The 25,296-nt window shown below is 44.9% G+C and carries 22 protein-coding genes; 17 read left to right on the top strand and 5 right to left on the bottom strand.

From position 1 onward, the window contains the following. Positions 1–130 precede the first annotated feature (130 nt). The 4 genes from licT (BLV50_RS09945) (at position 131) to BLV50_RS09930 (ending at position 5,278) form a co-directional block, all read left to right on the top strand. Positions 131–973 (top strand): BglG family transcription antiterminator LicT, encoded by an 843-nt coding sequence (gene licT / locus BLV50_RS09945; protein WP_062328359.1) that lies wholly within the window; start codon positions 131–133, stop codon positions 971–973. Positions 974–1,117: 144 nt separating this feature from the next. Further along, positions 1,118–3,037: a beta-glucoside-specific PTS transporter subunit IIABC gene (locus BLV50_RS09940; RefSeq protein ID WP_090807280.1), complete on the top strand. Its 1,920-nt coding sequence runs from the start codon at positions 1,118–1,120 to the stop codon at positions 3,035–3,037. Positions 3,038–3,096: 59 nt separating this feature from the next. After that, positions 3,097–4,560 carry a glycoside hydrolase family 1 protein gene (locus BLV50_RS09935; RefSeq protein WP_079693974.1) on the top strand — a complete coding sequence of 488 codons (1,464 nt, stop codon included), beginning with the start codon at positions 3,097–3,099 and terminating at the stop codon, positions 4,558–4,560. Between the two features lie 124 nt (positions 4,561–4,684). Beyond that, positions 4,685–5,278 (top strand): 5' nucleotidase, NT5C type, encoded by a 594-nt coding sequence (locus BLV50_RS09930; RefSeq protein WP_090807278.1) that lies wholly within the window; start codon positions 4,685–4,687, stop codon positions 5,276–5,278. 31 nt (positions 5,279–5,309) lie between these two features. Here the strand turns inward: BLV50_RS09930 and BLV50_RS09925 are convergent, their stop codons facing one another. Further along, entirely contained in the window at positions 5,310–6,191 is an 882-nt protein-coding gene (locus BLV50_RS09925; RefSeq protein ID WP_079693973.1) for an AraC family transcriptional regulator, read from the bottom strand. 137 nt (positions 6,192–6,328) lie between these two features. On the opposite strand from BLV50_RS09925, the gene BLV50_RS09920 reads away from it, so the two are divergent. The 9 genes from BLV50_RS09920 to BLV50_RS09880 all read left to right on the top strand — a co-directional run bounded on the left by BLV50_RS09920 (position 6,329) and on the right by BLV50_RS09880 (position 18,010). Then, positions 6,329–9,040, top strand: a complete 2,712-nt coding sequence (locus BLV50_RS09920) for an alpha-L-rhamnosidase (RefSeq protein ID WP_090807276.1) — start codon at positions 6,329–6,331, stop codon at positions 9,038–9,040. Between the two features lie 142 nt (positions 9,041–9,182). Then, positions 9,183–9,710 carry a GNAT family N-acetyltransferase gene (locus tag BLV50_RS09915; protein ID WP_063563116.1) on the top strand — a complete coding sequence of 176 codons (528 nt, stop codon included), beginning with the start codon at positions 9,183–9,185 and terminating at the stop codon, positions 9,708–9,710. A 151-nt stretch (positions 9,711–9,861) separates the two neighbouring features. Then, positions 9,862–10,950 (top strand): acyltransferase, encoded by a 1,089-nt coding sequence (locus BLV50_RS09910; protein WP_090807274.1) that lies wholly within the window; start codon positions 9,862–9,864, stop codon positions 10,948–10,950. Positions 10,951–11,129: 179 nt separating this feature from the next. Further along, positions 11,130–11,690 (top strand): DEAD/DEAH box helicase family protein, encoded by a 561-nt coding sequence (locus tag BLV50_RS09905; protein WP_090807272.1) that lies wholly within the window; start codon positions 11,130–11,132, stop codon positions 11,688–11,690. A 21-nt stretch (positions 11,691–11,711) separates the two neighbouring features. After that, positions 11,712–12,017 carry a hypothetical protein gene (locus BLV50_RS09900; RefSeq protein ID WP_063563113.1) on the top strand — a complete coding sequence of 102 codons (306 nt, stop codon included), beginning with the start codon at positions 11,712–11,714 and terminating at the stop codon, positions 12,015–12,017. A gap of 687 nt (positions 12,018–12,704) precedes the next feature. Next, complete coding sequence (gene licT, locus BLV50_RS09895; RefSeq protein WP_063563219.1) at positions 12,705–13,544, top strand: BglG family transcription antiterminator LicT; 840 nt, start codon at positions 12,705–12,707, stop codon at positions 13,542–13,544. A gap of 366 nt (positions 13,545–13,910) precedes the next feature. After that, on the top strand, positions 13,911–15,821 hold the full coding sequence (locus tag BLV50_RS09890; RefSeq protein ID WP_090807270.1) for a beta-glucoside-specific PTS transporter subunit IIABC: 1,911 nt from the start codon (positions 13,911–13,913) through the stop codon (positions 15,819–15,821). A gap of 34 nt (positions 15,822–15,855) precedes the next feature. Next, on the top strand, positions 15,856–17,298 hold the full coding sequence (locus BLV50_RS09885; RefSeq protein ID WP_090807268.1) for a 6-phospho-beta-glucosidase: 1,443 nt from the start codon (positions 15,856–15,858) through the stop codon (positions 17,296–17,298). A gap of 313 nt (positions 17,299–17,611) precedes the next feature. Next, positions 17,612–18,010: a RidA family protein gene (locus tag BLV50_RS09880; RefSeq protein ID WP_090807266.1), complete on the top strand. Its 399-nt coding sequence runs from the start codon at positions 17,612–17,614 to the stop codon at positions 18,008–18,010. 122 nt (positions 18,011–18,132) lie between these two features. On the opposite strand, the gene BLV50_RS09875 is transcribed toward BLV50_RS09880, so the two are convergent. Next, positions 18,133–19,293: a S8 family peptidase gene (locus tag BLV50_RS09875; protein WP_090807264.1), complete on the bottom strand. Its 1,161-nt coding sequence runs from the start codon at positions 19,291–19,293 to the stop codon at positions 18,133–18,135. Positions 19,294–19,539: 246 nt separating this feature from the next. On the opposite strand from BLV50_RS09875, the gene BLV50_RS09870 reads away from it, so the two are divergent. The 4 genes from BLV50_RS09870 to BLV50_RS09855 all read left to right on the top strand — a co-directional run bounded on the left by BLV50_RS09870 (position 19,540) and on the right by BLV50_RS09855 (position 21,781). After that, positions 19,540–20,028 carry a GNAT family N-acetyltransferase gene (locus BLV50_RS09870; protein WP_256337915.1) on the top strand — a complete coding sequence of 163 codons (489 nt, stop codon included), beginning with the start codon at positions 19,540–19,542 and terminating at the stop codon, positions 20,026–20,028. 100 nt (positions 20,029–20,128) lie between these two features. Then, complete coding sequence (locus BLV50_RS09865; RefSeq protein ID WP_064640777.1) at positions 20,129–20,989, top strand: Cof-type HAD-IIB family hydrolase; 861 nt, start codon at positions 20,129–20,131, stop codon at positions 20,987–20,989. A 33-nt stretch (positions 20,990–21,022) separates the two neighbouring features. After that, on the top strand, positions 21,023–21,283 hold the full coding sequence (locus BLV50_RS09860) for a hypothetical protein (protein ID WP_079693962.1): 261 nt from the start codon (positions 21,023–21,025) through the stop codon (positions 21,281–21,283). A 315-nt stretch (positions 21,284–21,598) separates the two neighbouring features. Beyond that, positions 21,599–21,781, top strand: a complete 183-nt coding sequence (locus BLV50_RS09855; RefSeq protein ID WP_024630505.1) for a YjfB family protein — start codon at positions 21,599–21,601, stop codon at positions 21,779–21,781. Between the two features lie 102 nt (positions 21,782–21,883). On the opposite strand, the gene BLV50_RS09850 is transcribed toward BLV50_RS09855, so the two are convergent. The 3 genes from BLV50_RS09850 to BLV50_RS09840 all read right to left on the bottom strand — a co-directional run bounded on the left by BLV50_RS09850 (position 21,884) and on the right by BLV50_RS09840 (position 25,258). Next, the gene (locus BLV50_RS09850) at positions 21,884–22,621 is read right to left on the bottom strand and encodes an HAD family hydrolase (protein ID WP_090807260.1); all 738 of its coding nucleotides are present in this window, start codon (positions 22,619–22,621) and stop codon (positions 21,884–21,886) included. Between the two features lie 71 nt (positions 22,622–22,692). Beyond that, on the bottom strand, positions 22,693–23,742 hold the full coding sequence (locus BLV50_RS09845; RefSeq protein WP_063563107.1) for a zinc-dependent alcohol dehydrogenase: 1,050 nt from the start codon (positions 23,740–23,742) through the stop codon (positions 22,693–22,695). Positions 23,743–24,019: 277 nt separating this feature from the next. Continuing rightward, complete coding sequence (locus BLV50_RS09840; RefSeq protein WP_024630502.1) at positions 24,020–25,258, bottom strand: aspartate aminotransferase family protein; 1,239 nt, start codon at positions 25,256–25,258, stop codon at positions 24,020–24,022. Positions 25,259–25,296: the final 38 nt, after the last annotated feature.

Here is a 25,296-nt window from a genome sequence, read left to right as displayed (position 1 = left end):
TCAGGTTATGATAAATTAGATCCGAGGCTTGTTACCGGTAATGCGGGCAAAACCACTATGGAAATGATTTTATTATTTCTATTTTGGTTTTGCCCTTTTTTAATCCTCAGAAAAAACAGGTGGGTCCATAATGATTATTAAACAGATATTTAATAACAATATTGTCAGTACCGTGGATGACAAAAATCAGGAACTGCTGATCCTCGGCCGGGGTATCGGATTTAAGTTCAAGGCGGGCGATGAGATTGATGAAGAACGGATTGAGAAAGTATTCCGGCTTCAGGATGCATCGATCTATGAGAAGTTCAAGTCCATCGTCACGGAAGTGCCGATTGAAATTCTGCAGGCGACAGATGATATAGTGACACTGGCACGTACGCAATTGAACAAAACCATCAGTGACGGGATTTATGTCTCACTGTCGGATCACATTCATTTTGCTGTCCAGCGCCTGGAAAAGGGAATGATTACACGCAATCCGCTCTCCTGGGAAGTGCAGCATTTCTACAAGGCCGAGTTCGACGTGGCCCGGGAAGCGCTCACCCTGCTGAAGGAAAGACTGGATGTGGAGTTTCCGAAGGATGAAATATGCAACATAGCGCTGCATTTCATCAATGCGGAAGTCAATGATTCCATGAACGATGTTACTCATTTGATGCAGCTGCTTCAAGAGATCATGAACATTATCAAATATCACTTCAATGTCGAATTGGATGAAGATAGCGTCAACTATTTCCGTTTCATTACTCATTTGAAGTATTTCTGCCAACGGGTAATTACCCACTCGTCACATGACGATGCGGAGGAGTATTTATACGAGGTTGTACGGAAAAACTATCCCGAAACCTTCAAATGTATCGGCAAAATTGAGACTTTTATCCATAAGAACTATCAGTATGATATGACGCATTCGGAACAGTTGTATCTGACCCTTCATCTGGAGCGGTTAATGAAACCGAAGCGTGACCAATGAAATATCAGCACATGAACCAAAACCTAACTAAATATCTAATGGGCTTGTTACTGTTCAATCAGGCAATACCCGAATGAATGACACGTAGAAGACGTGGCTATTTGTTCGGGTATTTTTTATTGGAAAAATGAGGAGGACATGATCATGAAACATCAGGAAATGGCACAGGAAATCATCAAAGCCGTTGGGGGAACAAACAATATCAACTCAGTGTATCATTGCGTCACACGACTGAGATTTGATCTGAAAAATAACGATAAAGTGGATAATAATTCACTTAAGAAACTGGATAAAGTCATGGGAACAAATATCTCAGGAGATCAATTCCAGGTGATTATCGGGAATGACGTGTCCAAAGTATTTGATGCTATGGTGAAGGAACATCCGGCAATACAGCAAAGTACAGAAAATAAACAGCCTAAACCGGAAAAAAGTAAAAATGTAATTCTTAATATTTTTGAGACGATTGCGGGTGTCTTTGCACCAATGCTTCCAGCGATTACAGCTGCGGGTATGCTCAAGGGATTGCTTGCATTATTCGTATCCCTGGAGTGGATGTCAGCAGGCACTGACACGTACCGTATCCTTTCCGCCATTGGGGATGGCGTATTTTACTTCCTTCCGCTGCTAATCGCAGTTAGTGCCGCTCGTAAATTCGGCAGTAATCCGTTTGTAGCCATTGCGCTAAGTACTGCGCTGATGTATCCCGATATGGGCGCATTGCTATCCAGCGGTGAATCGGTTGCGTTTATTGGTATTCCGGTAACGGCTGTCAGCTATGCCTCATCGGTTATTCCGATTTTGCTTGCCGTATGGCTGATGTCTTATGTTGAGAAATGGGTTGACCGCGTTATTCCAGCAGCATTGAAGTTGCTGCTTGTGCCACTGATTACCTTGCTTGTTATGGTTCCGGTAACACTGATTGCGATCGGTCCACTGGGAACATTTGTAGGTAGCGGCTTGTCCGGTGGTATTAACTGGCTGCTGAACGAAGGCGGATTAATTGCAGGGATTGTTCTGGGCGGCGCGATGGCGCTCATTATTATGACAGGTATGCACTATGCGCTCGTACCGATCATCCTGAGCAATATTGCTACATTAGGCTTCGATAAATTCTTGCCACTGACGTTCATCTCCAATATGGGACAGGCAGGAGCGACGTTAGGCGTATTCTTCCGTGCAAAAGACAAAAAGCTTAAAACCGTTGCATTGTCCACCAGCTTCACAGCTCTGATGGGTGTAACCGAGCCAGCCATGTACGGCGTAAACATGAAATATAAAAAACCGTTTGCCGCTGCGATGATTGGTAGTGCAGTGGGTGGCGGATTCGCTCTTGCTTTTGGAGCCAAAGCTTATGTGCTTGCAGGTAACGGTGGTCTCCCGGGTCTGCCATCCCTGATCGGACAAACCTTCTGGTACTCCTTTGGCGGTATGATTCTTGCCTTTGTCGTGGGTGCAATTATGTCAACTGTGTTCGGGATCAAGGAAGAAGAGGGCGATGCCGAGGCATTGGCTCAATTCTCACCAGGCGCTTCTACGACACCAGCGGCAGCACCTTCCAACAATGCTGCAACTGTGAACGTGGACGATATGGGGGCTCCAACACCAACAAGTGATGCGGTAGCCATCGCACCGATGACGGGTAAAGCGATTGCACTCAAAGAAGTTAATGATCCAACGTTTGGCGATGAATTGATGGGTAAAGGTGTGGCATTTGTTCCAACGGTTGGCGAACTGGTGTCACCAGTTACAGGTACCATCATGAATGTGTTCAAAACGAAACATGCGATCGTGGTCCGCAGTGATAACGGAATGGAGCTTCTGATCCATGTGGGGATCAACACTGTGAAACTGCGCGGTCAGTATTTTGAGGCCCATGTCGCTACGGGAGCACGTGTACAGGCCGGAGATAAGTTACTCACGTTTGAACTTGATCAAATCTCCAAGGAATATGACATTACAACGGCGATGGTCGTTACGAATACAGCAGATTACAAGCAGGTTCTGCCTGTGAAATTGGGTGCAATTACAATCGGTGAAGAAGTATTGAAAGCTGAAATTTAAAGTCTAAAGACGAACTTAAGAAGAAATAGACGACATCAATAAGAAGAGGAGAGATACGCATGATCAATCGACAAGGGTTTCCAGAAGGTTTTTTGTGGGGCGGCGCAATTGCTGCCAACCAGGCTGAAGGTGGATTTGATGCAGGGGGCAAAGGTTGGTCCACAGCGGATATGGTTCCTTATTTTGAGAAAAAGGATTACACCAACCTTAGAGAACTGATGCACGTGACCAGTGCAACGGTTGAGAAAGCGATGGCTCACCACAGTGCGAAGGGATACCCGAAGCGTTACGGTATTGATTTCTATCACCGCTTCAAAGAGGACATTGCGTTATTCGCCGAGCTGGGCTTCAAGACATTCCGTCTTTCCATCAACTGGCCGCGTATTTTCCCGAACGGGTACGACGCAGAGCCGAATGAAGAAGGATTGCGTTTCTATGATGAAGTATTCGACGAATTGCGTAAACACAATATCGAACCTCTCGTGACGCTCTCTCACTATGAAATGCCGATGTCATTGGTATTGAAGTACAACGGCTGGGCAGGTCGGGAAGTTATCGGACATTTTGTAAAATACGCCGAGACCGTAATGAATCGCTACAAAGACAAGGTGAAATACTGGCTGACGTTTAATGAGATCAACACAACCATTATTGAGCCATTCACGGGTGGAGGCATCATTGAAGATCGTGTCGATAATGTGATGCAAGCTTCCTATCAAGCACTTCACCATCAGTTTGTTGCCAGCAGTCTGGTAACGCAGAAGGCGCGTCAGATTAACCCGGACTTCCAGATTGGCTGTATGCTTGCGCGCATGATTCACTACCCGGCCACGTCGAAGCCGGAGGATGTATTGCAAGCTCAGATCGATAATCAGCTGAACCTGCTGCATACTGATGTACAAGTGCGAGGAAGTTATCCAACCTTTATGGCTCGTTATTGGGCTGAACATGACATTTCCATTGCGATGGAAGCAGGAGACGAAGCGATCATGAAAGAGCATACGGTTGATTTCATCTCGTTCAGCTATTACACATCGCTGGTATCCGCAGTGAATCCGGAGGAATATGGGGTAACTGGAGGCAACCTGTACAGCACGATTAAGAACCCGAACCTGGAGCGTACAGAATGGGGCTGGCAGCTTGATCCGATCGGACTTCGTGTGGCGCTAAAAGAGCTGTATGATCGTTATCAATTGCCATTGTTTGTCGTGGAAAACGGACTTGGGGCCAAGGATACCGTAGAGGCCGATGGTTCCATTAATGATGATTATCGGATAGATTATCTGAGAAAACATATTACACAAATGAAAGAAGCAGTCATGGATGGGGTAGACCTTATGGGTTATACCAACTGGGGTGCGATTGATATCATCAGTGCGTCCACTTCGGAAATGTCCAAGCGTTATGGCGTAATCTACGTCGATCAGGACGACAACGGACAAGGCACATTGAATCGCTATAAGAAAAAGAGCTTTGGTTGGTATCAGAACGTCATCGCTACGAATGGCGAAGATTTGGGTTGATTTCGGGGGCAGTCCTTGCGCAGCAGTTATTGCGGCGCAGGGGCCGCTTTTTATTTTGAGCTCAAAAAGGATAGCGCTGTTACAACGATGATGATATACTGTGATCCTATTGGAGGGGATAAAGATGAAGAAACCTATTATTGCTGTAGATATGGATGACACCATATGTCATCTGGTCAAGCGAGCCATCTATCATAACAACATCAACTTCCCAACCCATCCGCTGCGATATGAGGATATGATACATTGGGACACATCCCATATGCGCCATCCGGAATGTACACATGATGTATTTTACGGTCGGCCAGGGCTGTTTGAGGAACTGGAGATTTACGATGAATATGTAGTAGAAGAGGTGGAAAAGCTCCATCAAGCCTATGATCTGCTAATCCTAACGGCGGTTGAGCCCAAAACGGTTGTGGGGAAGTGGGATTGGCTTCAGAAGCACATGCCATACATATCTCCAGAACAGTTTATAACCTGTAAACGGAAAAACTTGATTAACTTCGATCTGTTAATTGATGATGGAGCACATAATCTGATACCCGCGATGAATGACGGAAAAAAAGTCATCTGTATCCCTCATCCTTGGAATATAAACGAACGGGAGCAGCATCAGTTTCCGTTAATGACCTCTTGGAAAGGTGCAAAGGCTTATGTAGATCGTCTGCTTGAAACAGAACATGCAGATAGCAAGCTTGATTCGCTACAGAGATGATTCCTGGAAAAGGAACGGAAGGCAGGAACACTTAATTCAATGGTTCAGTTCTGAAGTTCCTGCGATAGCTCTGCGGGGTTTCTCCCGTAATTCGTTTAAAGACAGCGTAAAATGAATCTACATCCCGGTAACCTACAAGTTCAGCAATTAAACTGACTTTATGTTGTGAATTCTTCAGCAATTCACAGCTTTTTTGTATGCGCAAATGTTGTAGATAAGCACCAAATGTCCGCCCGGTATGGGTCACGAACATGCGCCCAATATGTCTTTCGCTCCAACCAGAAATACTCACCAGTTCGCTTAGACGGATTCGTTCGTTAACATGTTGGTCCAGGTAATGAAGGATATGTTCCATATCAGTCGCATTTTCCTTCTCTTTGCAGGTAGCTTGATGGATCTGTCTGTAAGTCGTCACGACGAGTTGGCTAACAAGCGTATACAGGATCGTGGAAGAGCCGATTCCCGGAACGGCAGATTCGCGGTACAGTTTTACCATTAATTCTTCCATCCGTTGGCTGTAATCTGTGATGGATACATAAGGAACCCGATTCTTTTCCAGGTCTGTCAGATGGTTTCGAATCTCCTGCTCCTGAATAATAATGGACAGGGTGTGGATCAGTTCGGAATTGAACAGACAGTTATAGATAATGAGTGGATGCTCTGATACATTCGCAGTAGCTGGGCGGAATACATGAGGAACGCCGACTGGAATGACAAATAACATCCCTTTGTGTACCGGAATAATATCGTCACCAATGTGATGAAAGCCCTTTCCTTCTGCCACATAACTATACTCAACAAACTCGTGTGCGTGAAAGGGAACCATAAAATCCTCGGAACATCGGTTCACGAACAGCTTCAGATTATTCTGGAAAAAGGATTCACTCTTGAACAGCTGAATGGTTGGATTCACGGAATAGCCTCCTTAGTTGGAATGACCAGATTACCGGGTTAAACTGTCCTCATTACCGGGTATTTCCGATCACAGAATCGATATAATTATATCGTAACCTTGAATTGGAAACCACGATGGAAAGGGATGTTTCTCTGATGTTGACCATAAGTCATCTGCGTTGTGAGTATAGAGTAAATCCGATTGGACTAGATATCACGTCACCCAGATTAAGCTGGCATTTGCAATCCGATCACAGAAATTGTGTACAGTCAGATTATCAAATTCAGTTGTCACGGACGGAAGATTTTGCTCAGATGGAGTGGGATTCCGGCAAAAAAAGCTCTGATCAGTCCATTCATGTTGAACTGGAGCACTGGGTGCCCGAAGCACGAACCCGCTACTATTATCGCATTCGTGCCTGGGAACGTGCAGGAGATGAATCAGACTGGTCGGAGACAGCGTATTTCGAGACGGGATTCATGGGTAGTGAAGATGCCTGGCAGGCGGAGTGGATCACAGTCGATCCTTCCTCTCAGCAGGATGAGTCTTGCCCACGACTGCGTACCTCGTTTGAATTGAAAAAGCCTGTAGCTTCGGCAAGAATATATGTGACTGCACTTGGATTGTACGAACTTCATCTGAATAATCAGCGAGTGGGCGAAGCGTACTTCACCCCGGGCTGGACCAGTTATAGTAAGCGGTTGCAATATCAGGTTTATGATGTTACCGATCAGCTTCAGAATGGACAGAATATACTCGGTGCTTATCTGGGAGATGGCTGGTACAAAGGACATTTGGGATGGGAGAAAAAGCAGGAGATATACGGTACGAACGCAGGCTTGCTGCTGGAACTTCATATTCATTATACCGATGGTTCAGAAGAACATATTATTTCGAATCGAAACTGGAAGAGTTCCCCCAGCGCCATTCGCAGCTCGGACATTTATATGGGTGAAACGTATGATGCACGTATGGAATCTGATTGGCAGGATTCATCCTCAGTCCAATGGTCGCCAGTACGTGTGCTGGATTACTCGAAGGAGATTATTATTGCACAAGAGAACGTTCCCGTAACGCCAATAGAGCAAATTAAACCTATCGCCTTGCTTACAACTCCACTGGGAGAACGTGTGCTGGATATGGGACAGAATATGGTCGGTTGGGTGAGATTCAGAATTCAGGGTGAAACGGGGCATACGGTTGAGTTGCTACATGCCGAGATATTGGATCATCAGGGTAATTTCTACACTGACAACCTGCGTGGTGCAACGCAGTGCATTCGTTATACCCTAAAAGGCGGTGGAGTGGAGACGTACGAGCCACGTTTCACATTTCAGGGATTCCGTTATGTGAAGTTGATTGGATTCCCAGACGAGATTCGGCTCGAGGATTTCACAGGTGTAGTTATGCATTCCAATATGGAGCGAACCGGTGATTTCAAAAGCTCCAGTCCACTCGTGAATCAGCTTCATCACAATATATTGTGGGGGCAAAAAGGGAATTTCGTTGACGTACCGACAGATTGTCCGCAGCGTGATGAGCGGCTGGGCTGGACGGGAGACGCGCAGATGTTTATACGAACATCCTCATACCTGATGAATACGGCGCCTTTTTTCACCAAATGGCTGAGGGATCTGCAGGCGGATCAGGGGGAGGATGGAGGCATTCCTTTCTACGTTCCTGATTTGAGAAGTTCCACGTCAGACGGATGGGGGGATACGAATCATTCTTCCGCTGCCTGGGGGGATGCCGCGGTGATCTGTCCATGGACGATCTACGAGATGTACGGTGATGTCAGGCTGTTGGCCGAGCAATATGACAGCATGAAGCGCTGGATTAATTACATTCATGCTCAAGGAGAGAATCCTTACTTGTGGAATACTGGCTTCCACTTCGGGGATTGGCTCGGGCTGGATTCCAAGCCGGACAGCTATATTGGGGCTACAGATAAGGATTTCGTAGCAACTGCATTCTACGCCTATTCTGTTTCTCTAACACGGAAGGCGGCTGAGGTGTTAGGGCAAGCGGAAGATGTAACTTATTTTGATAATCTGCATGACAACATTGTTGCTGCCTTTCAAGATGAATTTGTGACACCTGCGGGCAAACTTGCAGTTCCCACTCAGACTGCCCATGTACTTGCTTTGCATTTTGACCTATTGGATTCTGCAGCTCGGAAACGTACCATTGATCAGTTGGGAAAACTGGTTGCGGACGCTGGAAACCACTTAACCACCGGATTTGTTGGAACACCTTATCTGAATCCGGTATTGAGTGATACGGGAAATCATGATCTGGCCTATACGCTGCTCTTTCAGGAAGACTATCCATCCTGGTTATATCAAGTGACACAAGGTGCAACTACGGTTTGGGAGCATTGGGACGGAATCAGGGAGGATGGCAGTCTGTGGAGTGCAGACATGAATTCCTTCAACCATTATGCTTACGGTGCCATAGGGGAGTGGTTATATCGTTATGTTGCCGGAATTAACACAGATGAGCAACAGCCCGGGTTCCGCATCGTACACATCGAGCCCAAACCAGGACCAGGACTGGAGTGGGTCGAAGCGAGTTTCGAGACCATGTACGGTTCTGTCACATCCAACTGGTATCGCCGCGATAATAACGAGATGGAGGTTCGTGTGACCATTCCTGCCAATACGACAGGCACGGTCCTTCTTCCTGGAGCAGATGTGCAGACGGTCCTGGAGAACGGAAAAGCTGTGGACCAAGTAGCGGACATTCACGAAATTCAAACGCAGGGATCAGATGTACGAATTGCTCTGGGATCAGGAAGCTATCAATTCACATACAAGGTAATTAAAGCAGATCAGGAAGTGCACGCACAACAGGTGGAATCAGTATAACTAGTGTGCATTAGAGGAATAAGCAAGCAGGATCGTGAACTAATATAATAGCGAAAGCTGGACCGAGTAGAGGATCTGCACACGCAGGTTCTCTTTTTTTTACTTGGACAGAGACATTATGAGTAAGGAGGACGTATTTAGAATGAGCAAAGAAAAAGTTAGACTAGTCAAACCTTCAGCTGAATATAAAGAAACGTATGCAGCATTTTATGAAGACTGGGTTGCAAGCGGAGAATCAATGGTACCGTGGGTCATTTCGAAAGAGCCCTATCCTTTTGAAGAGATGTTAGCTTTTTTGGAACGCAGTGAACAAGGCATCGATATTCCTGAGGGCTGGGTTAGGGACAGTACATACTGGCTCGTGACGGAGAGTGATCGAGTTGTTGGAGCCGTAAATATACGACATGAATTGAATGAGAAGCTGTTCCATAGCGGAGGGCATATTGGTTATGGAATTCGTCCAGGCGAGAGGCAAAACGGATACGGTGCAGAGATCCTCAAGCTTTCCTTGGAAATTACCAAAGATCTTGGGATTCCCAAAGTATTAGTCGTATGTGACGCACATAATGAGGCATCCAGAAGAGTTATTCTTCGTAACGGGGGCATCCAGGATCAAGACTATGTAGAACCTGACGGGAATATCGTTGAGCGGTTCTGGATAGGTAAATAGCTAATGTCGAATAATGCTGAATCTTGTTGTAATTTAACAAAAATAATATAGATCATGATTGTAATACCCACGTCTGCTGATTAAAATAAAGGTTAGAATCTGGATTGCGGCCGGAAACTATCATCCTATCAGGCATAAGTGAGGTTTTATTATGAATCAACCGGTTAATCGGCCCCGGCGTATTGAGTATCTGGATCTCTATCGTGCTTTTGCAATTATGGCAGTGGTCGCCATTCATGCGACTTCAACAGCAGTTGCACATTATCCCAAGCACACGTTGGATCATAACTTTTATTATTTTTGGAACAGCTTTCTGCAATTCGCCGTACCTGCATTCCTGTTTCTGTCCTCATTGGTGTTGTTCTACAATTACAGCTCCAAGATAAAGGAAAAGGGCTGGATGCCCGCTTTTTATAAAAAGCGATTATTTTATGTTTTTGTGCCTTATCTGGCCTGGTCACTCATTTATTTTATCGTCAAACAATGGCTAGCAGGCAAAGAACCTCTGGCACATGTGAAGCAGTTCTCGGAGCAATTGTTAACCGGTACTGCACACACGCATTTATATTTTTTTCTGATTATTTTGCAATTTTATGTGGTGTTTCCACTACTTCTATCGTTAACACGTTATCGTTTGTTTAATCGATATTTACCTTTGTTCTTTATTGCTACGCAGGCTGTTTTTTACGCGTTGCATTTGCAGTTTCATTTCTCACGGATGGGGAGTTTGCTGCCCAGTTACCTAATTGTTATTGGATTCGGTGCATGGATTGGGTTGAACTTCGATGCGGCTTTGAAGAAATTGTTCTCGTACCGTTATGTGCTGATTGCTGCATTGTTGAGCGGAGGAGCAGTGTTTATTTACGGTAATACTTATATAAAAACGGCTTTCGCCGCAACTCCGGCGCTAACCTATACGTTGCTATTTCTATTCCGTAATCTGTTTACTCTCTCAGCCTGCTTACTCTTACTGATCGTATGTGAACGAATAGGTGCATGGAAACAGAATGGATCTAATCGGACAACTCGCATTCTGAACTCTTTGGGTACGGTGGCGTTTGGTGTATTCTTAATACACCCATTAGTGCTCTTGTTCTGGAGAAGAGAACTCACCGTGGAACTCGCCCCACACTTCAGTCTTGGTATTATGCTGTCTTATGTTGTGGCGATTTTGCTCTCATGGATTATTGCCATGGGACTTCGTCGAATGAAGTGGGGATGGGTCCTGATCGGACGTTAACGTTTGGCAGACTGTGTAACGATGAATATAAAGTAAAACCGAAAAAGAGATTTCAAGCCCTGAACATTCAGCGGGTGACTTGATATCTCTTTTTTATTTGTCGAAGAGGCGTTATTATGGACTAATGTCCATAAAATTCAAGTAATGGAATACATGTTGTTAATGTCAGGAGTGGTGGAATGAAGTTCATCATTATTTTTGGTCCACAGGCTGTAGGGAAAATGACGGTGGGTCAGGAATTGGAGAAGATCACCGATCTGAAATTGTTTCACAATCATATGACGATTGAATTGGTGTCACCTTATTTCAGTTATGGTACACCTCAAGGAAAGAGACTTGTTAATCTGTTCCGTCAGGAGATTTTTGAAGAAGTGGCGAAGAGCGAGCTGCCCGGTTTGATTTTTACATTTGTGTGGGCATTCGATATGAAAGAGGATTGGGAGTACATTCGCAAAGTCTGTGCGTTGTTTGAGTCCAGAGGTGCAGAGGTATGTTATGTTGAACTGGAGGCTGATCTGGCGGAACGATTGGAGCGTAACAAGAGCCCATATCGGCTGCTGCACAAAGCAACGAAGCGTAATGTCGAATGGTCAGAGCAGGATCTGCTTTCGAGTATGGAGAAATATCGATTGAACTCCGAGCCTGGAGAAATTACGCATGAGCATTATATTCGGATTAATAACACTGACAAGAGCCCGAAAGACGTGGCACAGCTAATCCAAGAACGATTCAAACTGTAATTGAAAGTGGAGGGGAAAAGCATGTATATCATTTTGGCTTTAATAGTAGGATTTGTTCTGTGTCTTCTGATGCCATATGGTACGATTCTGGCAGGCGCGATTATATTTGCACTTGTTGCAGACAATTATCGTCAGACCATGAGTATGCGCGAGGATATTCGATCCATCAAGCATCATCTAGGATTGATGCACAAGGGCGAAGCGGAAGAGTACCAGATCGATAAACAGTTAACGGATATCGAACACTTGGATTCGGACCAGTTGAAGATCATTAATCGAAGAATCGAAGCAGAACTGGAGAAGGAAAGCAAAAAGAATAAATCATGATGAACCGACTACACGAAAAATGAAGAAATAGAGTGCCAATGGATTCGAGAGATGATATATATCTGCAAAAAAGTGAGAAAAGCGTGACGAAATAATGATAATTAATTTTTTTTGTATGCAATTTTTCATCATTCGGACACATTAAGTCCTCCTCTAAGGAGGGCTTTTTTGTTTATTTATGATCCGAATTCAACAGAATTTCAAGAAGCATATTAGCCAAAATATAGTGAATAAGTGCAAGCACTTTTTATCTGAACTGGCGCGAAAATGTTCATGAACGTATCTATAAATTTTGGTTTATTAATGGACGAAGTGGAAGGAGAGGAGTAGGCTGAATGATACAGATCTAATACAGACAGGTATTGAAATTCTGGATCTGGAGCTTTGGGTGCAAGTATAATTCCCTGGATAAGGCGTCATGCTAAGGGAGTGCTTATAATGGGAAGGTAGATAGATACAGAATGATTATTCGCAAACAGAAAAAAATACAAAGCAGATAAACAGATTCATTTATGCAATCAGAAAGTGTTTTTTTAGGTGGAAAGCATCATCGATTTTTTTGTTGCACAATGTAGAAAAATGTAATACCATGAACGCACATATAGTTAACATTGAAGTGAAATGGGCAAGGCCAGTGACCTCATGGAAGGCACGGTTTGCCTTTTTCTGTATATTGGAGTGGATAAAGTGAAGATCGAGAAGGTGTTAAACAATAATGCTGTAGTTGCGATTAAAGATGAACGTGAAGTCATCGTTATTGGCCGGGGAATTGCTTTTCAGAAGCGAGCCGGCGATGAGGTGTCGGAGCAGCATATTGATAAGATATTTACTTTACAGAATGAAAATATTCAGGAAAATTTCAAGGCATTAATCGCGAGCATACCACTGGAATACATGAAAGTGTCTGAAGAGATTATTGCCTATGCCAAGCTGAAGCTTGGGAAAAAGCTAAACGAGAGTATCTATCTGCATCTGACGGATCATATTCATTTTGCCATTGAACGTTATCGTAACAATCTGCCCATCCGTAATGGACTGCTGTGGGAGACCAAGCAACTCTACAAGGACGAATATGAGGTAGGGCTGGAAGCGTTAAATATGATTTGTGATCAGTTTGGTGTGCTTTTGCCGGAAGATGAGGCGGGGTTTATGGCACTTCATTTTGTAAATGCAGCACTTAACGAAGAGATGCCTAACATCCGAAGCATGACTCAGGTCATGCAGGAGATTTTGACGATCATCAAATATCATTTCAAAATGGACTTTGACGAGAACTCATTGAATTATTATCGATTTGTGACTCATCTGAAGTTTTTCGCCCAACGGCTGGTAAAAGGCAAGCATTATAAGAGCAACAACGACGATGAGTTATTCGAGATGATTCAGAAAAAGTATCCTGAAGCGCACAAGTGCTCGGAGAAGATTAGAAAATTCATTGAAAATAACTACACGTATCAACTGACTAACGAAGAAATGATGTATTTAACCATTCATATTGAGCGTGTGGTGCATGCCACTTCAGAGTAACGATATTACAAAATAAAGATTCTTAAAAAAACGCTTGCAAAAGATTAGAAGTTATTATATTATGAATCCATAAAGTAAGCGCATACATCAATCGGATTGTAACTGTTCAATCAGGCAATTCCGATACTTCCGACCACTCTGGGTCCGTAAAGATGGGTTGCAACTTACTTTAAGATGAAGTTGTTAATGCTACAACTGAATATCGCTGTGTACAGCCTTACAGGGTTGCAACCGTTAAGGGCAAAACCTGAATTGCTGAATATCACGACTTGTTTCCGGATTTTTCGGTGCGTTGTGTATGTTCAGTAGTTCAGGTTTTCTTTGTTTCACAAGCATCGGGAGTCTACTTAGAGAGGGAGAATTACTATGAACTACGATCAACTGGCCAAAGACATCTTGTCTGGTGTAGGCGGAGCTAAAAACGTAAACAGTGTATTCCATTGCGTAACGAGATTGCGCTTTAAACTCAAAGATGAAAGCGTTGCTAAAACGGAAGAACTTAAAAATCTGCCGGGTGTCATTACCGTCATGCAGAGTGGTGGACAATATCAGGTCGTAATCGGCAATGAAGTGCCGGATGTATATAAAGCCGTTGTAAAAGCTGGTAATCTGCCTGCTGAGGGCCAGGTTCCAGAAGAGCAGGAAAGTTCTGGTAAAAAGGGAAGTTTGTTTAGTCGCTTTATTGATATGATTTCTGGTGTCTTCACTCCGCTGCTTGGACTGCTGGCTGCGACGGGGATGATCAAAGGTTTTACAGCCATGTTTTTGTCCTTCGGATGGATAGCGGACACATCAGGTACGTACCATCTGCTGAATGCAACGGGCGATTGTCTGTTCTACTTCTTCCCGGTATTCCTGGGTTATACGGCCATCAAAAAATTTGGCGGCTCACCGTTCCTCGGTATGGCGATTGGAGCTACACTCGTATATCCTACGCTGTCCGGTTTGACTGCGGGTGATCCACTGTATACGTTGTTCGCAGGTACATTATTTGAATCACCAATTCACATTACGTTCTTGGGTATTCCTGTAATCCTGATGAATTACTCATCATCAGTTATTCCGATCATTATCGCTACATTCTTTGCAGTGAAAATAGAGAGATTCTTCAAAAATGTTATTCCTAAAGTGGTTAGTACGTTCCTGGTTCCATTCTTCACACTGCTGGTTATCGTTCCTGCAACATTCCTTGTAATTGGTCCAATATCCACATGGGCAGGTCAATTGATTGGTGCGGGAGCAACAGGCATCTATGAATTAAGCCCACTCGTTACAGGTTTGGTCATTGGCGGTTTGTGGCAAGTGTTTGTATTGTTTGGTCTTCACTGGGGACTCGTACCAGTCATGCTTCTGAACCTGAGTACGTCCGGTTCTGACCCAGTGGTTGCGATGTCTTTCGCCGCTTCCTTTGCCCAAATTGGTGCAGTACTCGCTGTTATGTTAAAAACCAAGAATGCCAAATTGAAATCATTAAGTATTCCAGCTTTCATCTCGGGGATCTTCGGTGTAACTGAGCCAGCCATCTATGGTGTGACACTTCCCCTGAAAAAACCATTTATCATGAGCTGTATCGCAGGTGGTATTGGAGGCGGAATTCTAGGATTATTCGGATCGAAAATGTACATGTTTGGCGGACTTGGCGTATTCGGCTATCCGACCTTCATCAACTCAAAAACAGGCGTTGATTCCGGGTTCTACATGGCTCTTGTAGCTACAGCGGTTGCGTTCATCCTTGGTTTTGTTCTTACGTATGTTGTTGGTTTCAAAGACAAAGCAGACGCAGTTCCAGCGCCAACACCTGTACTTGATCCAAACCCGAACAACAGATATGAAATTTTCAGCCCAATGGCTGGTGAAGTGGTTGAACTGAAAGAGATCAATGATGTTACCTTTGCAGGAGAGCATATGGGTAAAGGGATTGCGATTCGTCCAACCAGCGGCAGAGTCGTATCTCCAATCATGGGTGTCGTACAAACGGTATATCGCACCAAACACGCCATTGGACTTGTCACTGATGATGGTGTTGAGATGCTGATTCATATCGGACAGGATACGGTGCAATTGAAAGGTCAGCATTTCACAGCTCATGTAAAAGATGGCGACCGCGTTAATGTGGGCGATCTGATCATGGAATTTGATCTGCAAGCGATCAAGGATGCCGGATATGAGACGGTTACACCGATTATTATTACGAACACGTCCAATTATCTGGATGTAGTAGGCACGAAGGATGCATCTGTGAAAGAGAAAGACAAATTGCTTACAGTGCTCGGTTAAATGAACGTTCATTATGGATAGGAGGTAGACGTGAATGTATGAAAAATTAACAGCCTTCCCGGAGAATTTTCTATGGGGAGGAGCAACGGCCGCGAACCAGCTTGAAGGAGCCTATCTTGAAGGTGGCAAAGGGTTAACTACGGTTGACCTGATCCCCACGGGGGCTAATCGCTTCCCGATTGCTTTGGGAAATCTCAATTCATATGAGCCCAAAGATGGCGAGTTTTATCCTTCGCATGAAGCGATTGATTTCTATCATCGATACAAAGAAGATATCGCACTATTTGCGGAAATGGGATTCAAGTGCTTCAGGCTCTCTGTAGCCTGGGCACGGATTTTCCCTAATGGCGATGACGCTGAGCCGAACGAGGCGGGATTGCAGTTTTACGATGATGTCTTCGACGAATTATTGAAGTACAATATTGAACCTGTGGTCACAATCTGTCACTTTGATGTCCCTGTACATCTGGTCGAAACGTATGGCGGGTGGAAGAACCGTAAGATGATTGGTTTCTTTGAGACTTATGCCAAGACATTGTTCGATCGTTACAAGGACAAGGTGAAATACTGGATGACGTTTAATGAAATCAATATGCTGCTGCATCTTCCGTACATTGGAGCGGGTATTGTTCTCCAGGAAGGTGAGAATAAAGAGCAGGTTCTCTATCAGGCAGCGCATCATGAATTGGTTGCTAGTGCTTTGGCTGTGAAAGCCTGTCATGAGATCATTCCAGGTGCACAGATTGGGTGCATGCTGGCAGCAGGCATGGTCTATCCGTACACTTCCAATCCAGACGATGTATGGAAAGCCATGGAGCAGGACCGGGAGTCGTTCTTCTTTATCGATGTTCAGTCCAAAGGAGCGTATCCTGGGTATACGAAGCGTTTCTTCAGAGAACACGAAATTGTGATTGATATGCAGCCGGAAGATGCAGATATTCTCATGCAGAATACAGTCGATTATATCGGATTCAGTTATTACGCCAGCCGCTGTACAAGTACCGATCCGGAGATTTTGAAGGATTCGACCGAAGGTAATGTGTTTGGTTCAGTGAAGAACCCGTATCTTCAAGCTTCCGAATGGGGCTGGACGATTGATCCGAAGGGTCTTCGAATTACCTGTAACCAGCTGTATGATCGCTATGGCAAACCATTGTTTATTGTGGAAAATGGGCTTGGTGCAACGGATGTTTTACTAGACAATGACATCGTTGAAGACGATTACCGCATTGATTATCTGAATCGTCATTTTGCCGAGATGGCTGAAGCCATTCAGGATGGGGTTGAGCTTCTGGGTTACACGAGCTGGGGACCGATTGATCTGGTCAGCGCGGGTACAGGGGAGATGAAAAAACGTTACGGTTACATTTATGTAGACCGGAACAATGATGGAAGCGGCTCACTTCGCAGAGTGAAAAAGAAAAGTTTCCATTGGTACAAAGAGGTTATTGCCAATAATGGAGCGCACTATTTTTAACTCCAGGGTTAGTCCCTTTCGAATATTACAAAGAGCAGTCTCGTTGACACGGGATTGCTCTTTGCTTATGAGGGATGAATTTGACTCATAATTTGTTTCATATATATAATGAAAAGATCAAGAGAATCTTGTCACTTAAGAAGGGAGGAGCATCCAATCATGAAGAAAAAATCACTTGCGTTTATATCTCCGGGATATGGATACTCCACTGCTGTCTTTTTCTAGAACCTATTCCAAGGGAGAAGTGTGCCCAAATGAGGAAGAAAACTAGGGAATATCGCAGAAAAATCTTAAGAATGACGAGGTAATCAACATGAAAACCGACAAAATTACTAGAAAAAATCCAGCTAATATGCCAGCTCCTGTAGGACAGTACACGCATATTACAAGAATTCCGAGGAATGCAGAGTTATTCGTGACGTCGGGTCAAATTGGAGCAGATCGTAGCGGACACTTTCCGGACGGTCTGAATGAGCAAGTCACGAATACATTCAATAATATTAAAACAGTACTCGAATTAGAGCATTTAGATGCTGAACATATTATCAAAGTTAACGTATGGGCGACGGAGAAGATCGATTGGGATTTCTTATACGCTGAGTGGGGACAATTATTCAGTCAGGATTATCCTGCGATGACAATTGGATATATTACGGAGTTAGGTCTACCCGAAATTAAAATTGAAATCGAAATATGGGCAGCAAAAGTGTAGAACCAAATAAACTTCTTTAAACCATGGAGCTTCGATAGAAGCCCCATGGTTTTTTTGATTTCTTTATACGTGAGAAACGGAAATGGCGATGATCCATGCCATCAAGAGTGAATGTAATTGTGTTATGGCACTTGCAGACTCTGATAGGCATTCAGTCGCCCATATGTCCAGTAGACACCAGAGCCGGATACGGGATCGGATGCGAAGCATAAGGCATCACGAATCTGCGCATTAGTTTTCCCACGGGAAGCCAGCAATGCAGCTACTCCCGCTACATGGGGAGCGGCCATGGACGTTCCGCTTAGATAGGCATATGAGCCACCCAGGTATGTGGACAGAATGGTATCACCCGGTGCAGCCATATCTACCCACGATCCGTAGTTTGAGAAATTCGATTTGAGGTCGGAAGGATTGGTTGAAGCTACCGCAATGACATTGGGATAAGATGCAGGTACAATCGGATACGAAGTATTATCATTACCTGCTGCCGCGATAATGACAGCGCCCCGATCCCATGCATATTGCACGGCAGCCTGAAGAAAGGCTTCTCCCGTTGGTCCACCGAGACTCAGGTTAACGACTTGAATACCGTTGTTGGCTGCATAAACAAGTCCGTTTCCGACGTTACCCGTTGTACCTTGTCCATTGTTATCCAACACACGCAGCGGGACAATCGAAGCGAGTGGTGCCACACCTGCAATGCCAACTCCGTTATTGGTTATAGAAGCCGCAATTCCAGCTACATGGGTACCGTGTCCGTTACCGTCTTCGGGAATATTATCATAATCAACGTAATCGTATCCGGGAAGGAGCTTGCCAGCGAGCTCTGGATGGTTTAACTGCACACCAGTGTCAATGATCGCGATTTTCACCGAACTGTTACTTTGGGAAATATCCCAGGCAGCAGGAGCATTGATTTTTTGCAAGTTGTATTGGTAAGGGAAAAACGGGTCATTTGGTGTAAACGATGCCTGAAGGTAGTAGTTAGGTTCAGCGTGCTCAATGAGCACATGATCCTTGTAGTGTTTTAACATACATTGCATTTTCTTTCTTGATTCAAGGCGATACCAGCCCAGATCTTCATACGTTTCGGCTACGTTGCATTTTGCTTTTTTATGCAGAGTGTGCATCTCGTCAGCTGTCGTACCTTCCTTGAACTTGATTAACAGCTGCTTGGGTGCGTGGGGATAAAACTTTTTGGCGGCAAGTTTATCTTCCACATAACGATAGACGAACCCAATTGCCAGCAGAGCTGCAGCAGACATTCCAAGCGATAACCACATATGTTCTTCCCCCTCGAATATGATTGATGACACGCCTTATCGTATGCGAACCCTATCAAATCGCGCGGGCTTTCTGCTATTTTGGTTAGTAGTTTAGATAGATTGATAGGAAGAGTTTAATTCGGTAGAATTGTAAGCAGAGAGCGAACTTGCGCTTATTTGGGTTCGTATACGGAGCTGAAAACGGGCTCGAATCTAAGAATAAGGAATGTGGATTTTGTGACACAGCTTCAGGCGGTCCCGAGAGTGATAGCTATTCAAGAGCACCAAATGAAAGATGCAATTGATTTTGCCATGCGTGTACGCAAAGAAGTATTTCCAATGCTGGATCATGAGGAATTACCTGTAGATCTGGAGCAATTCAAAGAACATTATCTGGATTCAGCCGTTACTGTCTTTCTAGTTGCGGTCACGGAAGATAATGAGATCGTGGGTTCCATCGGTATCCTGCCTTATGATGGGCGTATCGAAGCTGTGAATGGACAATATCCTGAGCAGTCTGCCGCCGAAATTGTAAAATGTTATGTGGATTCTAAATATCGCAGATACGGTATCGGTTCACTCCTCGTAAGAGAACTGGAGAAAGTGGTGGCAGAGCTGCACTACACAACCTTGTATTTGCATACACATCGCTTTTTGCCTGGTGCCGTGGATTTCTGGAAACGTCAGGGATATGTGGTTGTAGTGGAGCAGGACGATGATTGGCAGACGGTGCATATGGACAAATTGCTATAAAATAAGTGATTATGACTATGATTAATTTGATGTACGAACTGCGGATACCGAAGGGGAATATAGGGTGATGCGTTTGGATTACTTTAATGGGGGATACGAGATGAGTACAACGAATCGAAAGATTGTTTTTATAGATATTGATGGCACATTGGTAGATGATGACGGCAACATTCCGGTTTCCGCACAACAGGCATGCAAACAGGCACGTGAAAATGGACATCTGCTTTATTTATGTACAGGACGATCGAAGGCGGAAATCTATGATTCTATTTGGGACGTAGGATTTGACGGTCTGATCGGTGCTGGTGGTGGATATGTTGAATTCGGTCAGGATGTGCTGTATCACAAAAGGGTAACGGCAGAAGATGTACGACATATGGTCGATTTTTTCAATGAACACCAGATTGACTTCTACCTCGAATCCAATTCGGCTTTGTACGCCAGCGCCAATCTTCAATCTCATCTGGAACGTCGCATTTATGGGGATGTAGAGAATGATCCCGGTGCCAGAGCGAAAAAAGAACAAAAGCCACATCCGTTTATTGCTGGTTTGACATATGGTGAAGCCGATTTATACAAGGACGACGTTAACAAGGTTTGTTTTCTGGAAAGCTCTACGATTCCGTTCGATCAAATCAAGCAGGAGTTCGAAGGCAAATTCGAAGTCATTCAGTGCACAGTGCCCATCTTCGGTGAAGGGAGCGGTGAACTGATGATCCCGGGCATTCATAAAGCCATTGCTATTGCAGATTTATTGGAGCATCTGGGTATGTCACGTGAAGATACACTCGCCATTGGGGACGGCATGAATGATGCGGAAATGCTGGAGTACTGTGCTGTAGGGATTGCGATGGGCAATGCCAAGCCAGGTCTCAAAGCCATTGCAGATGATATAACTGGGACTATCGAAGAAGATGGTTTGTACCACAGTTTTGTGAAATATGGATTGATTGAGTCCTAATCAACTTCAAATGAGTGGGAAGAGGTGAAATCAATGTCGGAAGGAATAAAAGTTGAGCTAGAAATAAGTGCATTCGGTCAGGAAACAGTTCCATCGTACGATGATTCGTTTCGTAAACATGAGATCGCAAGAACTCGAATTTTACCTAAAGAGACAACACTAGCGCAACTGGAAGAGATGTTGAAGGAAATGATGGCAGAGATCAAAGAGGATTTTCAGCAGCCGGAACAGTTATTAGCCAAAGTAACCCTGAGAGCGAAGGAAACGGAGGGGGTATTAAAATACTTGGGTTAGGGACTCTTTTTCATAGAAATGTTCTAGACTCCGGACAAGGCCCAGTAGATAAATCCACCAAATAACCCGACGCAAAGTCCGGCGATGACTGATAAAAAGATAACAAATTTTTTTCCGTTCATAAACAACCCTCCCCCATGATTTTAACATATACGTATTGGTTGATGTTTTGTATTGCTATAGCATCTTCGGGGGATTTAGGGTGGGGCGAATGTTAAGCTGATGGACATGAAGGAGAGAATTACATATTTCCTCCCACCTGACCGATATAAAATAGGTATGCCTATTGACCAGAAAACGAAAGGAGTGCAGAACATGGATATTGCAGCATTATCAATGGCTATGAGTCAAGTCTCAGTGGCGCAGTCGGCGAGCTTGCAAGTTATGTCAATGTCGAAAGACATGGCAGAGCAGCAAGGTCAACAACTAACAGAAATGTTAAAGTCGGTTCCGGCTCCTCATCCTAATTTGGGTGGAAGTCTGGATATTTCGGTCTAGACGATATTTGAGTTTGCGTTCTCGCGTTAAATTTGCAGCAAGCAAAACCCAAACGGCTCCAATTCCATTGAATTGAAGCCGTTTGGGTTATTTATTTTCGTCTTAGTTTATTTCCGACAAGCTTGGCGATCTGCCTTCCAACGGAAGTGTATCCTTGAGCGTCCATAACTCATCGTAATTGGAAATCTGAAGATCGGCTTTGGATAAGTCCTGGTCACCTGATCCCGGATTACGGTATCCGATGCAGCGCATGCCTGCACTTTTGGCGGCCTGAACACCATTGCGCGAATCCTCAATGACAAGACAGTTCGAAGGGGATGCTCCAATCATTTCAGCTGTAGTCAGGAAAATATCTGGAGCCGGTTTGCCGTTCGTGACTTCCTCACCTGTCATTCGGACCTCAAAGTATTTTCCAAGTCCGGTCTTGTCCATGATCAGATCGATCAGTGCACGTGGAGATGAAGAAGCAACGGCTATCGGAATGTGCTGCTCATGCAGCCAGCTTAACCAGCGTTCCACAGAAGGCATGGCTGTCAGCTTCGGGTGAGCCAGCATCGTCTGCATCACATTATGTTGATGGTAGGCGAGGGCTTCTTCCACGGTAGCCGTCAACTGGTGCTTGTCCAACACTTGCCGCCACATCGATTCCAGCGTAACTCCAACATAGGTGTGATGTTCTTCCTCCGTCATTTTTGCGCCAAAATGGGCAAAAGAGCTGCGTTCAATCTCGAAATAAATCGGTTCGCTGTCAATCAGTACGCCATCCATGTCAAAAATGACCGCCTGAATGCTGTCATCCTTCGACTCTCCCAGCCCGTCAAACTCCTTGTTTGCTACCATGTTGTATTCCTCCTCCAGGATTCTGTAAGCAATTATCTCTAATTTATCTCAATCATGATTAACTTGCTACATTAGATACTGGAGCCGCTGGATTGCAGCACCACTTTGATGGCATGTGAAGAAGCTTGAAGTGTGCGCCCCTGAATATCGCAGCCGAGTGTGCGGAATGCCTCTTCGTAATCCTCCAATGGGAACGAATGGGTGATAATTTTTTTCGCCGGGATAATCTGTTGCTCAATCATGTAATGTGCTGTTGCGAATGTACCCAGGGAGTCGATGGAGCCAATGATTTTCAGACTGCGGTCCACAACTTCCTTGGGATTGAACGATGTGTTTCCATCTCTCAGACCGACCAGCATGAGATAACCGCCGCTGGCGAGTTGCGAGAGCACTTGTGTGCCCACAACGCCTGTCGTATCCACAATCATATCAACCTGATTAGTTGTTGGTGCCAGCGACTCTATCGCATTTTCAAAGGATGAATGAACCTCCCAGCGATCCGGTGCAATCGAACCTGCAATAGCCAGGCGTTCTTCGGAGATGTCGACGAGACAGCCAGTGACACCTTTGGAAGCGAGGGCGTAGCTGTATAGAATACCAATCGGCCCTGCGCCGAGGATAATCGTTCTAAAATTCGGCAGCAGATGGATCTGATTAATGCCTGTAAGCATGCAGCTCAGTGGTTCAGTCAAGGTCGCTTCTTCATAGCTCACATGGTCCTTCAATTTATACAAAAAGCGATCCTCGGTTACATAATAATCCGTAAATGTACCGTCAGCACTCACACCTGTCTCTGTAACCGACTTATGTGTGCAGTGATTTTGTCTGCCTGTTCTGCACATGTCGCATTGCCCGCAATAATAGGTAGGATCGATGACAACCCGGTCGCCCGGTTGCAGTGTCGTTACAGCAGAGCCCACGGCAATGACTTCCCCGGCAGACTCATGACCCAGAATAACGGAAGGAACCGCATGATATTTACCACTAACAATACCGAGGTCGGTACCGCACACACCCGTTGCCCGGATTCGAACCAGCACCTGATTGTCTCTTGCGATTTCTGGAACAGGCCGTTCCTCAAGCGCTACATCCCAAGCCGATTTGTATACCAATGCTAACATGTTAAAACCTCCTTATAATAATATGAAATGTAACTATAGCGATTCATTTTAAAAACAGTTTCTGACAAGATACGAAAGTAGTGAAGGGGACGAAATCGATTCTGGAGAAGCGGAGCGTTCGCCTTAAAGCTTTCTGAAAGAAAGCTGCTTCGGAAGCATACGCTATCAACGGATTTTTCCCTCGGAAAAGGGAAATCAAAAAAATCCAGGGATAACAGCGATCAGAAGAACGGTTCGTAACCGAAACGACCACTACGAGCAATGGCATTGAAACGTATTAATGAACGCTGGCAAGCACCGAATCGAGTCGCTCTACAATTTCAACCAACTCATCTTCTGTTGTGGTAAGCGATGGTCTGACCTTAACTACGTTCCCGAAGCCGTAACGTGATCCTCTTAAAATCAGATGCTCATCCGTGAAGGCACGGTCGATAATGGCGTTGGTTTTATCCGTATCCGGTTCGTTATTGTCACCCACCATTTCCAATCCCCACATCAGGCCGACTCCGCGAGCTTCACCAATGCTTGGATATTTCATGGCCAAATCTTGCAGTAATCCACCTAAAATTTCACCTTTGCGTTTCACGTCATCCAGGAATCCGGGTTCGGATACAACCTCCAGGGTAGATTTGGCTGCGGTTACAGAGATCAGATTGCTTCCTGAGGTGAAGGAATGTTCATGCTTTTCCAGTACATTTAATCGGGACTGCATCAATACCGCAGCAACAGGCACACCGATACCACCGAGACCTTTGGCAAGGGTAATCATGTCAGGCTGGATATCGAACAGTTCGCTGGCAAACATATACCCGGTACGTCCGATTCCCGTCTGTACTTCGTCGGCAATAAGAATGATATTGTACTCATCACACAGTTTACGCAGGCGCTTGAAATAACCAGCAGGAGGAATGATATTGCCGCCATTGCCGAGGATCGGTTCAATAATCATGCAGGCGACTGAGCCGGAACTCGCATATTCTATGGCATCGGAGATAGCTTCAACGCATTGATATCCGCAGTCTCCGCTTGAGGATTTGAATGGGCAACGATAGCAGTATGGTGCAGGCACATGAACGGAGTTGGCAACAGCCGAATTTGGAAACCGTTTCCGCCGGAAGGCATTTCCCGAAATGCCTGTTGCAAACTGGGTCTGACCATGATGGGACAGGTACAGGCTGATAATGTCTGTGGATTGCGTGTATTTCTGTGCAATTTTGGTGGCACATTCATTGGCGGTTGAGCCCGTAATATCCCGCATCCATCCGGCATTAATGTCGTTTGGAGCATATTCAATCAGATGATCGAGCACTTCATCCACATACGGTTCTGTGAAGGAGGAAGACATATGCGTCAGATTGCCGACTTGTTCCTGAATTTTGCTCACGACATGCGGGTGATTGTAGCCCAGTGACAGGTTGAACGTACCGGACACACCATCCAGATATTCAACGCCTGCATCGTCAATCAACTTAATCCCTTGTCCGGTTCTGAAACGGTTTTTGGTTAAGGTTTGCATACGATTCCCTCCATAAATGTAATGTACTAGCCTGAACG

The organism is Paenibacillus sp. 276b (genome assembly GCF_900107875.1).
Classification (GTDB): Bacteria; Bacillota; Bacilli; order Paenibacillales; family Paenibacillaceae; genus Paenibacillus; species Paenibacillus marchantiae.
This window is presented reverse-complemented; position numbering and strand designations above follow the sequence as displayed.

Bases quoted from the DNA above. Each gene is read 5' to 3' on its own strand.
- licT (WP_062328359.1), top strand. From the start codon at position 131: ATGATTATTAAACAGATATTTAATAACAATATTGTCAGTACCGTGGAT.
- BLV50_RS09940 (WP_090807280.1), top strand. From the start codon at position 1,118: ATGAAACATCAGGAAATGGCACAGGAAATCATCAAAGCCGTTGGGGGA.
- BLV50_RS09935 (WP_079693974.1), top strand. From the start codon at position 3,097: ATGATCAATCGACAAGGGTTTCCAGAAGGTTTTTTGTGGGGCGGCGCA.
- BLV50_RS09930 (WP_090807278.1), top strand. From the start codon at position 4,685: ATGAAGAAACCTATTATTGCTGTAGATATGGATGACACCATATGTCAT.
- BLV50_RS09920 (WP_090807276.1), top strand. From the start codon at position 6,329: ATGTTGACCATAAGTCATCTGCGTTGTGAGTATAGAGTAAATCCGATT.
- BLV50_RS09915 (WP_063563116.1), top strand. From the start codon at position 9,183: ATGAGCAAAGAAAAAGTTAGACTAGTCAAACCTTCAGCTGAATATAAA.
- BLV50_RS09910 (WP_090807274.1), top strand. From the start codon at position 9,862: ATGAATCAACCGGTTAATCGGCCCCGGCGTATTGAGTATCTGGATCTC.
- BLV50_RS09905 (WP_090807272.1), top strand. From the start codon at position 11,130: ATGAAGTTCATCATTATTTTTGGTCCACAGGCTGTAGGGAAAATGACG.
- BLV50_RS09900 (WP_063563113.1), top strand. From the start codon at position 11,712: ATGTATATCATTTTGGCTTTAATAGTAGGATTTGTTCTGTGTCTTCTG.
- BLV50_RS09890 (WP_090807270.1), top strand. From the start codon at position 13,911: ATGAACTACGATCAACTGGCCAAAGACATCTTGTCTGGTGTAGGCGGA.
- BLV50_RS09885 (WP_090807268.1), top strand. From the start codon at position 15,856: ATGTATGAAAAATTAACAGCCTTCCCGGAGAATTTTCTATGGGGAGGA.
- BLV50_RS09880 (WP_090807266.1), top strand. From the start codon at position 17,612: ATGAAAACCGACAAAATTACTAGAAAAAATCCAGCTAATATGCCAGCT.
- BLV50_RS09875 (WP_090807264.1), bottom strand. From the start codon at position 19,293: ATGTGGTTATCGCTTGGAATGTCTGCTGCAGCTCTGCTGGCAATTGGG.
- BLV50_RS09865 (WP_064640777.1), top strand. From the start codon at position 20,129: ATGAGTACAACGAATCGAAAGATTGTTTTTATAGATATTGATGGCACA.
- BLV50_RS09860 (WP_079693962.1), top strand. From the start codon at position 21,023: ATGTCGGAAGGAATAAAAGTTGAGCTAGAAATAAGTGCATTCGGTCAG.
- BLV50_RS09855 (WP_024630505.1), top strand. From the start codon at position 21,599: ATGGATATTGCAGCATTATCAATGGCTATGAGTCAAGTCTCAGTGGCG.
- BLV50_RS09850 (WP_090807260.1), bottom strand. From the start codon at position 22,621: ATGGTAGCAAACAAGGAGTTTGACGGGCTGGGAGAGTCGAAGGATGAC.
- BLV50_RS09845 (WP_063563107.1), bottom strand. From the start codon at position 23,742: ATGTTAGCATTGGTATACAAATCGGCTTGGGATGTAGCGCTTGAGGAA.
- BLV50_RS09840 (WP_024630502.1), bottom strand. From the start codon at position 25,258: ATGCAAACCTTAACCAAAAACCGTTTCAGAACCGGACAAGGGATTAAG.